Consider the following 14,281-nt stretch of genomic DNA (forward strand, 5'->3'; position numbering starts at 1 on the left):
TTATTTTTTTTGCAAAAAAATAATGTTGGTTGTGCCACCTTGATGGTGACACCCCAACATTTATTATAGAACCTTTTAACATCATATTCTGTTTCTTATGAATAAGAATCCCAATCAACAATCTACCACTAATCAATCACCAATACGTGTCTTGGATTAGCAATAGTTACAACAGCATGTTTTGGATTGTTATTGTGTTCTAAATAAAGTTGATTACCTTCTAAATGGCCTCGCCAACCAACGACAATAGGATAGGTTTTACTGATTGTCTTCAAAATATCTAGAGGTTCTAAATTTAGAATTGGTGCAAATAATACATTGATGCCATCTAATAAAACGACTTCGGTATCACTACGGGTCAAAGCGCGGCGAATAACTTCTTCTGCTAATTCAGGTCTATCATCGCGAGGGACTAATAAAATTTCCTCTTCAATGAGCTGTTTCGCTTCCAAGTATTTCCAGCCTTTTTGCTCCGACAATTCACGTATAATAGCGCTTTTACCAGAACCAGGACCGCCTACGATAAACAGTATGCGATCATCATCATTTTGAATTTCTGCCCAACGTTCTCTCACATCTTGTACAGTAACCATATCCTCTTCCTCCTTGCTGAAATCAGCCTATTTAACTGGTCTATCAGATAACATAACGGACTTGATATATTGGTTTTTATCATCTAGAGCGAACTGTAAATAGGTATTGTTCGATCTTGGATGTTTGTACTCGTATACGGTAGCAGTCCCCATATCAGTAGTAGATTCTACAATACGCGTCGGCATGCCGTATACAAAGAGGAGCAAATACTTCGTATCTCCTAATGCAATGCCACGACGAGTTGGCGTATAAATATTAAGCAACACGCGATTGATGAGACTCGCATGGTCTACGCTAACGCCGTATTCATTATAGCCAATGAAACTAGACCCAAATAACATCCCCTGTGTACGCCATTCGCTATTGGCATCATTAACAAATTTCTCGTTTAAACGAAGCCCACGAAGGACGAAATCATCATCAGTCATTTGGCCTGCTCTGAAATCATACATAGCAGCTTTCGGCAATCCAAAACGGGTCCACACTTGACCATCAATAAAATCGATAGCTTCGATAGTATTATTTTTGATGGTGAAAGCAATATACCCTTTGCCTCTTGTAATAGTATTGCCAGATTGGCTATTACTATTAGTATTCGCTACGGCAGAGTTGAACCCCTCTTTTTGGGCCCATTCTTTTTCAGCATGGCCTTCATATAAAAAGATATATGATTCATTTTTCGCGTCGCGCCACATAGCATTTGGGCTACCATAGGCGAAAATCAATTCCATGCGCGAATTGCCAATACCAATATCGCGAACAGTGAGATAACCTTTATCGGTAGTGTGAATATTAGTAATCGTTCCTGTTGGGTAAAGATAAGTTGCCCCTTGTCCACGCAATTGATTATTATCCAATCTAGATTGATCAGGACCAGTATAAACAGTAATATCCGTGTTATCTCCATGATAAGTAGTAAATACACCTTTTACAGTCTTTCTGGTAAATTCTGTTTCTCTAGCAGAATCAAATACATCCCCAAGGGCATAGACGATAGGGCTATCTTCGATACGTTGGACTTTCTTTGCGAAAATTAAGAAATCATCTAACGCCCCTAATGCCGGTAGGTCATTCGATGTATAACTGCGCCCAATTTCTGCCAAATTATTACGCGAATCTACAGGCATAGAACCGCTATTTTCTTGTGCTGCTTGCCAGTATTGCAAAGAATCCCCAAAAGCAGTAATAGCCAACTGTTCCGCTAACCAGCCTTTTTTAGATCGCACCGGTTCTTCACTAGGGTCTACTATAACAATATTCGGTAGGTCGTCAAAGTCATCATCTCCGTCTGTCGTACGAATTCCTGCTGATTCGTCACGCTCAGATACATCAATGTGATCAGCTATTTCAGAACTACCATTATCATCAACCTTATTCTCATCACTTTTAGCAGAAGTCTCACTTGTAATAGAGGCAATTGCTTGGCTATCGTTAAGCAATCGCTCCAGGGAAAACTCATTCGTCGCCCCGCTAGCAGCATAGCTCGTCGTCGACATAGCAGCGAGGACGACAGCTGCTAAGGCAAGTCGTGATACTCTATCTTTCATCGTCTATTCTCCATTTGTTCTCGTACCCATGCGAGCCATGGTGCTAAACCGTCTTTTGCAGTACAGCTCACTTCAAAGACAGCCCCTGTAGGATTTAAATTGTTAATATCTTTGAGGGCTTGCTCTCTGTTAAAAGGCACATACGGGAGCAAGTCTATTTTATTCAATAGCACTGCTTTTGATTCTTTAAAAATAAGAGGATATTTCAATGGTTTATCTTCTCCTTCAGTGACGGATAAAACAGTAACCTTCATAGCCTCACCAATTTCAAATTCCGCAGGGCACACTAAATTCCCTACATTTTCTATTATGATCATGTCCAATGCATCTAAGTCTAATTCTTCTAAGGCATCTTCGATCATATGCGCATCTAAATGACAGCCCCCTACAGTGTTGATTTGGATAACTGGCACGCCTAGGGCATGAATGCGTTCTGCATCTTGGTTCGTAAATAAATCACCTTCAATGACGGCAATGTTGTAATCTTTTGATAAGTCTTGTAACGTTGCCTCTAACAACGATGTCTTACCGGCCCCAGGGGAGCCCATCAAATTAAAGACGAATATATTTTTTTCTTCGAATCGTTGTCGCAATGTATCGGCAATGGCATCATTTTTAGCGAGCACATTCGTTTTAACTTCTACTTGCATAATAACCTCAATTTATATAGATACTGTGTTCATGTCAGGCTGAATCAAGGGGGGTAATTTATATAAGCTTAATTAACACCAAATTAATATATACAATTAATCAATATCGATAGACGTAACCTGCAATTCCCGGCCCCCGATAGTATTGATTATATTACTTTCACAACTAGGACATATGAAAGTTCGATCTTTCACATCAAATACGGTGTTGCAATCTAAACATTGTCCAGTAATAGGAATTCTGCGAATGTCTAGTGTAGACCCTTCTGCAGGAGAGCCTTGCGTAACCGCATCCCAACAAAAGAGAAGCGCATCTGGCTCGACACCGCTCATGAGACCTAAGTCAAGTTGTACCGAGTGAATAACGGTAGCCTTATGTTGATGCATCGTATCTAAGGAAATATCGAGAATCCCTTCAGCGATAGACATCTCATGCATGGTAAGCCTCATATACGGCGGCTAGCATCATCGTAGTCGTCACAGAACCTACTCCACCTGGTACAGGTGTAATAGCGCTAGCTACTTGGCTAACCGCTTCATAATCGACATCACCTACAGTTTTTCCATCTAATTCATTAATGCCTACGTCAATAACGACAGCACCAGCTTTCACCATGTCGGCCGTAATCATATGGGCACGACCAGCAGCGGCGATAACAATATCACCTTGGCGAACGTGATGCGCTAAATCAGCGGTCCGAGAATGGCAAATTGATACGGTTGCATTCCGCTCAAGAGCCATCAACGCTACCGGTTTACCGATTACTTGACTGCGACCCACAACAACGACGTGTTTCCCTTCCACAGGAATGTCATAATAGTCGAGAATCGCCATGCAAGCCTTCGCTGTACACGGTGCAAAACCACCTTTACTAGCCGTTACGAGACCGATATTGTAAGTCGTCAATCCATCAATATCTTTTTTAGGATTGAGAGCGTCAATGAGCTTTTCTGTATCGACTTGTTCTGGCATTGGCATGAGTGGCAAAATACCATGAATAGAGTCGTCATCGTTGAGCTCCATTAAAGCCGCATATACTTCGTCATGGGTCGCTGTCTCAGACAATTGGGTGCGCACAAAGCGATAACCAAAATTTTTCGCTGTTTTCTCCATAAAATCAGCGTACATCATCGCTCCGTGATCATTGCCGACTAGAAGCACCGCCATAGTAATAACATCACTTCCGATGGCTGCTACTTTTTCTTGCAATCTAGCTTTATGAGCATCAGCTACAGCTTTACCACGCAATTCTATCATATCTTTACCTTTCTCGTCATAACTAATTAATGAGTGAAATATACGGTCACAGCAGTACCTTTGTCGACTGCGGACCCTGGTTCTTCATCTTGGGAAATAGCTCGCCCCGTCCCTTCTGGTTTAAAAGATAAACCTGCTTTATGGAGCCAATCACGCACTTCCCCAAAGGTAAAACCTGCGAAGTTCGGCACTACCACTTGCCCAGAAGCATTCGTATTAACCGGTGGTAAGGATAATGTTTGAACTGGCACCACTGGTACATCGTCTTTTACATATGGTGAAATTTGGTAATACCGTACCAATTGAGAGACAATATCTTTAAATACAGGAGCCGCAATTTGACCACCGTAAATTGAACCCTTCCCTGGATCATCGATAGTGACAAGAACAACAAATCGTGGTTGTTCTACAGGACCAAAACCAATAAAAGACGCAATATAACGGCCCGCTAAATAACCGCCATTTTTGGTATCTAGTTTTTCCGCCGTCCCTGTTTTACCGCCAAAGCGATAGCCTTCTACCATGGCTTTCGCTCCGCCCCCTTCGGATACTTCTTTTTCCAAAATCTCTACGATTTCTTTAGCAATTTCTGGGGGAACCGGTTGACCGACTTTTTCAGGTTCCGTCGTTTTCACAACTTCCCCTTTGTCGTTGTTGTAGGACTTAATGATGTGTGGTTTCATCATAATGCCACCGTTAGCAACAGCACCAAAGGCACGCACCATTTGGAGTGGCGTTACTGCAATACCTTGACCGATAGACATAGTCGCAATATCAAGGCGGCTCATGTCAGCTGGATTGTCATATAAAATACCATCCCCTTCGCCAGGCAATTCAATACCCGTAGCGTGACCAAATCCGTAGGCATCCATATATTTTGAAAGCGTTTCTGCCCCTGTGGCATTACCAATTTCCGCCATTCCCGTATTGATGGAATATTTTAAAATATCGATGAGCCTAACAGGGCCATAACCTTCACCATTCCAGTTCCGTATCACATGACCATTCGCCATAAAGGAACCAGTATCATTATAGACTTGATTTAAACTCCATTTGCCAGATGCCAAGGCAGCCGACGCAATGAGCGGTTTAAAAGTAGACCCTGGTTCGTATAAATTCGTAACGGCAATATTTTTAAACTCCGCTTCTGTCCCTTTGTCATAGAAATTAGGATCATAGGTCGGACGATTAGCCATAGCTAAAATTTCACCTGTCATCGGGTCCATAACGATAACGCTAGCATTCGTAGCACCTGTATCGTCCATGGCTTTATCAAGGGCCCGTTCCGCGATGAACTGTACGTTCTCATCGATGGTGAGGGTTACACTTTTCCCTTTATCAGGTAAATATTTAGAAAGGACGGAGCCAAAAATAGCGTACCCATTGCCATCAGTAGCAACGAGCTCCATTTGAACGCCCCCTTTTAATTCTTCGTCGAGAACCATTTCAAGGCCCCCTAAGCCTTTGTCATCCGTTCCTACAAAGCCAAGAACTTGCGCCGCCAAATTGCCATTAGGATAGTAGCGCTTAGACTCTTCCACGAAGTTGAGACCTACAATTTGATGTTCCTCTATAGCTTGCTCTAAAGCCTTCGATTTATCAGCATCCATCATGCGATTAATCCAAACGAAAGCCGTATCTTCTTTGAGAGCTTTTGCGATGTCCTCTTCTTTCATCTCCACATAAGGAGCAATGATACGAGCAATGTCCTCAGGCGTTTGTTTAATCATCTTCGGATCCGCGTAGAGAGACTTCGTCACTACACTCATAGCCAAAGGACGACCATGGCGATCATAAATAGTACCGCGCGGCGATTGAAGTTTTCGATTCTCTTGAACTTGGCTCAAGTTCTGCGCTTGCCGCTCCGCCCCTTGGACGATTTGAATCATCCCTAATTTACCGACAATGCCTACAGCAGATAACAATAAAATCCAAGCAAACAATTCAATGCGAGCATTTTTACTGCCAAAGGTATTACGGCGTATTAACTTTTGTTTCCATTTTGCAAAGAAACCTTGTTTCATCTTATTGAACTTCCTCTTTTGGTGCTATAGGGCGTTGAAATTTATTGGACAACGCTTGTACTAGCACATCTGGTTCATTCTTCAAAACTCCATTTTGTACTTGTTGCAATAAATACTGCAAGCCTTCTGCAATACGATTACCGGCTACAGTAAAAATACGATTATCGTAATTCAAATCTTTCGTATGAACAGGTATTAATAGACTCAAATCTGCCATACACTCTGCAAACGCCAAGGTCCCATCCGTAGCAGCATAAGGCTTGCCGCAACCTAATACATCGGCGGCACACACATGGCCCAATTGTAACCACGCTTCTCGCATGATTTGACTATCTCTAAACTCACCGCTTCGCGCTTCTTTGCGAACCCACTTCTTCTCATCGGCCTCTCCATGCTGCACGAAAAAATGAAAGCGCATATGATTTTTCACAATCCACGATACGCGGCGCACAAATGTTTTTGGATAACCGAGACGAGTCAATAATTCCTGTGCCATTTCAGCTCCTAATACATCGTGCCCGCGGTCCGTAATGCGACCATCAATGATGGCTCGTATGCCAGGCATACCTTTTGCTACATCATGCAATAAAGCCCCCCACCGCAACAACAGATCTGGTTCCGTATGAGACACTACCGCCAATGTATGATACCATCCATCAAACTCATGAAATGCCTTCTCTTGAGGTAAATCCACCAAATGGTAGAGCTCCGGTAATATCGGTAATTCTCGCACTGTTCCATGGTCTACAACGCGGCACGAACATTCGGCTAATCGAGATTGAACGAGTATATCGAGCCCTTTAGCTACTGCCGGTTCCATCATGAGACGATCAATTTCATTGCGCACACGCTCTAGTGATAAACCTTTCACTCGATGAAATGCTTTCGGCATAGCCGCTAACAAATCCTGATGAGGCAAGAAATCTAGCTTCGCCACAAAACGACAAGCTCTAAATAGGCGGAGTGCATCTTCTTGAAACCGTTCCACTGGATTACCGATAGTGCGGAGCACTTTATTCTTTAAGTCCTTTCGCCCTCCTACGAGGTCAATAACTTCTTGGTATCGGTTCATAGCCATCCCATTAACGGTAAAATCGCGGCGCAACACATCTTCTTCTAATGTATCTGCATAAGTAATCTCTTCTGGTCTATGACTATCAATTCCATAACGCTCTTTGCGATAGGTAGCAATTTCATAGTGTGCCCCATCGAGGATAGCCACCACAACGCCAAAGGACTTACCTACAACACCAGGTGTATCGATACCGTACTGGTCTAATACTTGAACCACTTGTTCTGGACGAGCAGACGTAACAATGTCAAAATCATGAGGCTCTACGCCCATCAGTACATCTCGAACAGCGCCACCAATAATGAAAGCTTCATAACCGGCATTCTCCAATATAGTTAATAATCGCAAAGCTCCTTCCATCGTCACGCCTCCTTTCCTACTCATCTATCAAAACGCGCCTACTACACGCTTAGTTAAGCCTATGTTTTATTATACTATACATAAAATAAAAACGTTTAGTCCTAGTACAACAAACTATAGCGATTGTACTCGTTCTGCTATGGCCAAACCTGTAGGTGTCACCGCAAGGCCCCCATCGCTCGTTTCTCGTAACGCCGCTGGCATTGCCCGACCAATATTATTCATCGCTTCGATGACATCGTCAGCAGGAATTTGGCTTTCAATACCTGCTAGGGCTAATTCTGCAGCCGTAATTGCATGCACAGCATACACACCGTTCCGCTTCACACAAGGCACTTCTACGAGACCTGCTACAGGATCGCACGCAAGACCGAGCAAGTTTTTCATACCTAATGCAATGGCTTGCACCACTTGGTATGGCGTGCCCCCTAGCATTTCTACGATAGCAGAAGCAGCCATACAAGCAGCTGTGCCGATTTCCGCTTGACAACCGCCAACAGCACCAGCTACACAGGCGCGGTTGGCTACTACATTGCCTACCCCAGAAGAAGCAAGGAAACCTTTCACCATCGCATCTGCATCGAGTTGATACTCCTCTGCTACGGCTTGTACCGCACCAGGCATAACACCACAAGAACCAGCCGTCGGACATGCTACGATGCGGAACATTTTAGCATTCGCTTCATTCACCGCAATGGCATAGGTCATCGCTTTGTACGCAATATCACTCATCAAACGAGGCTTACCAGCATGTAAAGTAGCTGCATCACCGCCAGACATGTTCGACTGAGTTCGTTCTATATGATTTAACCCATCTTGAATAGAGCTTTCAAAAATAGCGAGGCGCCGTTTAATTTCAGCAACAATTTCCTCTTCGCTACGATCGTAAGCTTCTAATTCATGGCGGATCACTACGTCACCGAAGGAAATCTGATGCTCTTCGGCGAGGCGCAATATATCGCCAATCGTTTCATATGTATAACTCATCATACCTCCTATAATGCTTCAAAGGTCATAACGTCTTGAATGCCTGGGCACTCGCGCATAAATTGAACGGTTACAGGATTTACAACAGAATCGGTAGTAATCACCATAACCGCATCTTTATATTTTTCTTTCCTGAATACCCGCATAGAAGCAATGTTAATATCCGACTCACTCAAAGCTTGGCTAATGAGAGAAATAGCTCCAGGACGGTCAGAATGGAATACAACAAGAGTAAATTCATCACCCGTAATCGACATATCATGACCATCTACTTCGGTAATCATAATTTGACCGCCTCCAAGAGACCGTCCTACCACCGACATATAACGGTCATTGTCACCATAGACATCAAATTTCACCACATTAGGGTGTCCAATATCGAGGGGAGATTCAATGAAAGTATAGTCTAACTGCGCTTCCTCTGCCAATACACGAGCATTGCGAATGCGCTCATCATCTTCTCTAAATCCCAATAAGCCCCCTAATAGAGCTCGGTCTGTACCATGCCCTTTATATGTTTTTGCAAAAGACCCGTATAAGGTCATGTCAACGCGTTTTGGCATAGCACCAAAAATACAGCGCGCCATTTTTCCCAATCGAGCAGCACCAGCAGTATGAGAACTAGATGGGCCAATCATTATAGGGCCAATAATATCAAAAATACTATTCATATAGCACCTCGATGCATAATATTAAACATCATTTATGGAGTAAAGATGTATAGATATGGTTAATTTATTCAACACTCTATTATACCACGAAAGATACAAAAAGACTGCATCCACAAGAGTGAATGCAGTCTTTTAGGGATATGAGGAGAAACTTATATATGTACTGTCTATTATCCTAAGATCGCCTTCATATCTGCTTCTGGCGTTGTAATAGGATGTAATTGGAATTTCTCTACTAAAATGTTCAATACATTGGAAGAGAAGAATTTAGGCAAGGATGGTCCGATATAGATGTTGCGGATACCTAATGCCAACAATGTTAACAAGATACATACTGCTTTTTGTTCGTACCAGGACAATACCAATGTCAATGGCAAGTCGTTTACATCACATTCAAATGCACCCGCCAAAGCGACAGCTACTTGAATAGCAGAGTAAGCATCGTTACATTGACCCATATCAAGGATACGAGGGATACCACCGATTTCGCCGATGTTCATATCGTTGAAACGGAATTTACCACAAGCCAATGTCAATACTACAGTATCATCTGGAGTTTGTTTAACGAATTCAGTGTAGTAGTTACGGCCTACTTTAGCACCGTCACAACCACCTACTAAGAAGAAATGTTTAATAGCACCAGCTTTTACAGCATCAATCACTTTATCAGCAATACCAAGCACTGTGCCGTGACCGAAACCAGTCGTTACTTCTGTACCACCGTTGATGCCAGTAAATACTTTTGCTTCTTTATATCCACCAAGTTCGATAGCACGTTCAATAATTGGCGTGAAATCTTTTGTACCATCTGCTTTTTCTTCGATATGCGCACAACCGTCGAAACCAACCATGTCAGTCGTGAAGATATTAGCACGGTAATTTTCTTTTGGCGGCATAATGCAGTTAGTCGTGAAGAAGAACGCACCTGGTACATCAACGAATTCATTTTGTTGGTTTTGCCAAGCCGTACCGAAGTTACCTTTTAATTGAGGGTGTTTTTTCAATTCAGGATACGCGTGACAAGGCAACATTTCACCATGGGTATAAATATTAACACCTTTACCATCTGTTTGCTCTAACAACATTTTAAGATCGTGTAAATCGTGACCTGTTACAACGATGAACGGACCTGGTTCAACTGTCAATGGTACTGTTGTAGGAACTGGCGTACCATACGTTTCTGTATTAGCTTTATCGAGAATAGCCATGCATTTCAAGTTCACATGACCAAATTCCATCAACAAATCAAGCCACTCTTCAGCACTGTGGTCTTTCGCAAATTCTACTAACCCTTTTACGAACCATGCATCTACTTCAGCATCGTGGAAACCTAAACGAGCTGCATGCCATGCATACGCAGCCATACCACGCATACCAAGCAATAAAGTAGAACGAAGAGATACAATATCTTCTTCACCTTTCCACAATTGTTCCCAATCAAAGTTTTGTTGTGTGCTATCCACTTGTGCATGGTATGCATTTACTTCGTCGATGAACGCTTGCATACGGCTTTCAGAGAAATTAACATTTGTGACGCACATGAATAAACCGCGCATTAAATAAGCAATGCCTTCTTTTGTATGGCCTTTCACATCTAAGGCGCGCGCCAAACCAACCAAAGCCGCTGTTAATTCGTCTTGTTGATTCGCTACTGTTGCCGTTTTACCACATACACCTTGTACTGTACAACCTACTGGTGCTGCAGATTGCTCACATTGATAACAAAACATACTCATAATTTCCTCCTTGCAGGACTTTCCCAGCATAATAAAACATATATCCGACCGTAGCCTACGACGCATTACCCTATCGTTAGCTTAGGGCACCGTTTTCAAGATACGCTCATGGATAAGACCTTTCTGATTACATTGAAAGTATAGCCTATGCGTGATACAATTTCTGTAGCCTGAGCTACATAATAAATAATTATTTTAACAGGAGGCTTTTATGAAACAATTATTATCATCATCCCTAATTGATCAATATATCAGCGTATTAGAACAATGCCCTCTATTCCAAGGACTAGGGCGCCCAGAATTAACTAGTTATTTACGAAATGCCTCTGTTATTGTACGCAAATATAAGAAAAACGATTTTATCGCTATCTCCGGCGACCCTATGGAAGGTATCGGTGTCATTCTCGAAGGGAGTACTATGTTGACCCGCGAAAACGTCCTCGGTCAACGCGTCATCATGGCTACCTTTGAAAGCTCCGCCATGTTCGGCGAAGCCTTACTTTTTAGCAAACGTCCTCTTTGGCCCGCTACCATTAAAGCTTTAAAACCGACCACCATTATGTTTATCCCATTGGAAACATTTATCGAAACATTACCAGACTGTCAACAATGCCAAACGAAAATCCTTTCTAACCTACTAGAAGATTTATCTGAAAAAGCATTAATACTAACAAAAAAAGTCCACTACTTAACACTAAAAGGCATGCGCGAAAAAATCTTTGCCTACTTTACTGACTTACACACGGCGCAACATAACCAAACCATTACATTACCACACAACAGAGAACAAATGGCTGAGTTCCTCAACGTCTCTCGCACCTCCTTGAGCCGAGAATTAGGGCGACTCCGAGATGAAGGCATTATTGACATTAAAGGTCGGAAAGTGACGTTGTTGCAATTAGAGGACATATTGGAATATGGTTTCAATTAGTAACATATGAGCAATTAAATACTAAAACACCATAAAGCTAATACAAGGGGCTGTAACACAGCCCCTTTTTGTATATTCAATTAGTTGTCATTTAGTTAATAATCCTCTTTACGATTAGCCATCTCTATAAACATGGTTGCGCGCTCTTTTAGATATGTTTCTAATGCGCGTACTTTATATTCATCAAGAATATCAGATGGAACTCTATTAAATGAAAACGTCTGCATCTTTGTAAGCATCGGAATATGTCGTTTCCGAATATACAACTCAGCTTGTGTATCAAATGACATCCCCCAAAAGCTGATATTATTTTTCACTTGATATAAATCCTCATAATCTGAATCTAGTGCTTTATAAAATAAGGAATTACCATGATCAAATAATGGTGCTGCTTGTATAATCTCATTAGTATTATTATTAACTAATAATCCAAAATTATTAAGATGACGGTCAGTATTTTTAATTAATGCATCGAAAACCATCATATCCTCAAATTGTTCCATACCATACTTCATACCAATTTCTAACTGAGTTTCATATTGAGACAAATCATTTCGACTCGTCAAATGTTGTACTACTGAAGCCATTGGAATATACCCTACATCTTCAGAGGTAAATAATTTACAAGCGCTAACAGATTGATTATGAAATGTTGTTAATTCATATGTCACATGATCTATTCCTAAGTGATTAGCTACTTGTGCAGCATAGACCTCAATAACCGCTTCTTGTCCGCCATTAGCAAATCGTTCACTAGATCCTTTATATAAATACACCACATCATTATAACGATGCCAACATTTTTTCAAGGCTCCATTCGTCGTAAATTCAGGAGAGGTAACTAACCCATTAATATAACTGTGTTCACCAGTAAAAGCAATGCGAGCCACAATTTCATTAAAGTTATTATGATATAAATTTATATCCTCCCATTTTATATTGTCATTATACGGGCAAATCCAATATGAATCATTCAAAGAAAGACCATAACTAACATCTATATATTTGTAAGGATTATCTACATCAGAAATGGCCTCTAGCAATTCTTCTACATATGCTCGATTATTAGGTATTTTACGTTTTGATAACCACTCATGTAAACTCTCAGCAGTAGACGTTAAATCAATAGGCAATAAGGTCTCATTCTCTATAGATTCAATATTAATCTGAAATGAGTTGAATGTGATAGTATTAATTTCTTTTTGTATTTTTGTAATGGAAAATAGCAACACATTGTTGTCTTTATTTTTTAATATATATTTCATATCACACCTCCTTTATAACAATTAATTGGTTACTATTTACCTAAATTCTATTCTTGATTCTATTATAGCCTTAAAATATAACAGCTACAAGATAGATTAAAAGCCTACTCCACATAAGAGTAGGCTTTTAGTGTTATCTAACAACTTATTCAATTTAATTGGTTATTAATCGTATATCCCATTAATGTTTTTTGTACATAATTTGAATCTACTAATAACTGAATCCCTAGCGCTATTTCATCATCTGTAAACCGCGCTCGTTTTTGTACAGACCATTCACTAAAACCATCTATAATATCTTGCTCGTTAGCTATTTGTTTAGTTTGTACAATATACATAATAGTACCAACAGCTTCAATCATATGTCTATCATTTATATCATTAATAAAATGTATAGCCTTATTTAATGATGGCTTTAGCTCAGCAAATCTCCTAAGAATACGGTCACTCATAATCTCTAATTTAATAGCATCATATAATTTTTCAGTACTCTGAATATTAAAAAACTGCTTATATTCTGCTATCTGCGTTGAAATAATGCGAATAACATCATCGTAAGGACCAAATTTATCTGCCTTAAATCTAAAATAAGGTGACTTTAGTTTGCAATCCATAAAAAACGCTGTTTTTTGCAAAACTAAGCGATTTTGTAACTTCTTATTTAAATGCCTCTTAATATATACTAATACTAGCGATGATAATGAAAGTTGTGGTTTAATCGAAATTATAGTCGATCCATGTACACCTGGTTCATAAATATAAATATCAATATTTTCTTCTATTGGTTTAAGTTTATCAAGAATCAATTGTTTAACGTCATCCCAATTTAAACCTCCATTACCACTACCTAAAGGTGGTATTGCAATAGATGTGACCTTATACTCATCAATGAACCGTTTTAAATCATCTAATCCTTGCTCAATATATTCTATTCGAGATTTTTCTCTCCATCTATTTTTAGTAGGGAAATTAATAATAATTTTATTATTTTCCCTATGTACATGTATTTTTCCAATACCAATTTCTTTTTTCTTACACGCTGCCATATAGGATTTATTATTCTCAGGGAACCGATGCTTAAATTGATAAGCTAAACCCTTCCCCATATAGCCATCTAAATTAACTGTATTTACCAATACTTCAGCAGGGGAATCAAATATATTATCATTTACAAACATAATCATAG

General features: G+C 40.5%; 13 protein-coding genes. 1 reads left to right on the forward strand and 12 read right to left on the reverse strand.

Annotated elements, in window-relative coordinates:
* Positions 1–128: 128 nt before the first annotated feature.
* From brxF to hcp, 10 genes are all read right to left on the reverse strand, one after another.
* Positions 129–593 (reverse strand): BREX-3 system P-loop-containing protein BrxF, encoded by a 465-nt coding sequence (gene brxF / locus NFR29_RS06805; protein WP_251424825.1) that lies wholly within the window; start codon positions 591–593, stop codon positions 129–131.
* A 27-nt stretch (positions 594–620) separates the two neighbouring features.
* Positions 621–2,141: a hypothetical protein gene (locus NFR29_RS06810; protein WP_251424827.1), complete on the reverse strand. Its 1,521-nt coding sequence runs from the start codon at positions 2,139–2,141 to the stop codon at positions 621–623.
* Complete coding sequence (gene hypB, locus NFR29_RS06815) at positions 2,138–2,791, reverse strand: hydrogenase nickel incorporation protein HypB (protein ID WP_251424829.1); 654 nt, start codon at positions 2,789–2,791, stop codon at positions 2,138–2,140. Before hypB ends, NFR29_RS06810 begins: the two co-directional genes overlap by 4 nt.
* A 96-nt stretch (positions 2,792–2,887) precedes the next feature.
* Positions 2,888–3,229 carry a hydrogenase maturation nickel metallochaperone HypA/HybF gene (locus NFR29_RS06820; protein ID WP_251424832.1) on the reverse strand — a complete coding sequence of 114 codons (342 nt, stop codon included), beginning with the start codon at positions 3,227–3,229 and terminating at the stop codon, positions 2,888–2,890.
* Positions 3,222–4,049 (reverse strand): bifunctional 5,10-methylenetetrahydrofolate dehydrogenase/5,10-methenyltetrahydrofolate cyclohydrolase, encoded by an 828-nt coding sequence (locus tag NFR29_RS06825; RefSeq protein WP_251424834.1) that lies wholly within the window; start codon positions 4,047–4,049, stop codon positions 3,222–3,224. The genes NFR29_RS06820 and NFR29_RS06825 overlap by 8 nt, the downstream gene beginning before the upstream one ends.
* A 26-nt stretch (positions 4,050–4,075) precedes the next feature.
* Positions 4,076–6,073 (reverse strand): penicillin-binding protein, encoded by a 1,998-nt coding sequence (locus NFR29_RS06830; RefSeq protein ID WP_251424835.1) that lies wholly within the window; start codon positions 6,071–6,073, stop codon positions 4,076–4,078.
* A 1-nt stretch (position 6,074) separates the two neighbouring features.
* The gene (locus NFR29_RS06835; protein ID WP_251424837.1) at positions 6,075–7,505 is read right to left on the reverse strand and encodes a CCA tRNA nucleotidyltransferase; all 1,431 of its coding nucleotides are present in this window, start codon (positions 7,503–7,505) and stop codon (positions 6,075–6,077) included.
* Between the two features lie 114 nt (positions 7,506–7,619).
* The gene (gene sdaAA, locus NFR29_RS06840) at positions 7,620–8,492 is read right to left on the reverse strand and encodes an L-serine ammonia-lyase, iron-sulfur-dependent, subunit alpha (protein WP_251424931.1); all 873 of its coding nucleotides are present in this window, start codon (positions 8,490–8,492) and stop codon (positions 7,620–7,622) included.
* Positions 8,493–8,500: 8 nt separating this feature from the next.
* Positions 8,501–9,163: an L-serine ammonia-lyase, iron-sulfur-dependent subunit beta gene (sdaAB, locus tag NFR29_RS06845; RefSeq protein ID WP_251424839.1), complete on the reverse strand. Its 663-nt coding sequence runs from the start codon at positions 9,161–9,163 to the stop codon at positions 8,501–8,503.
* Between the two features lie 170 nt (positions 9,164–9,333).
* Positions 9,334–10,899 carry a hydroxylamine reductase gene (gene hcp, locus NFR29_RS06850; RefSeq protein ID WP_251424840.1) on the reverse strand — a complete coding sequence of 522 codons (1,566 nt, stop codon included), beginning with the start codon at positions 10,897–10,899 and terminating at the stop codon, positions 9,334–9,336.
* Between the two features lie 211 nt (positions 10,900–11,110).
* On the opposite strand from hcp, the gene NFR29_RS06855 reads away from it, so the two are divergent.
* A complete protein-coding gene (locus NFR29_RS06855) occupies positions 11,111–11,830 on the forward strand; it encodes a Crp/Fnr family transcriptional regulator (RefSeq protein ID WP_251424842.1) in 720 nt (239 codons plus the stop codon).
* 95 nt (positions 11,831–11,925) lie between these two features.
* On the opposite strand, the gene NFR29_RS06860 is transcribed toward NFR29_RS06855, so the two are convergent.
* Together NFR29_RS06860 and darG are read right to left on the reverse strand one after the other, a co-directional pair.
* Positions 11,926–13,095, reverse strand: coding sequence for a HipA domain-containing protein (locus tag NFR29_RS06860; protein WP_251424844.1), 1,170 nt, complete (start codon positions 13,093–13,095; stop codon positions 11,926–11,928).
* A 149-nt stretch (positions 13,096–13,244) separates the two neighbouring features.
* Entirely contained in the window at positions 13,245–14,279 is a 1,035-nt protein-coding gene (darG, locus tag NFR29_RS06865; protein ID WP_251424846.1) for a type II toxin-antitoxin system antitoxin DNA ADP-ribosyl glycohydrolase DarG, read from the reverse strand.
* Positions 14,280–14,281: the final 2 nt, after the last annotated feature.

Source organism: Veillonella agrestimuris, from assembly GCF_943193065.1.
In the GTDB taxonomy this organism is placed as follows: domain Bacteria; phylum Bacillota; class Negativicutes; order Veillonellales; family Veillonellaceae; genus Veillonella; species Veillonella agrestimuris.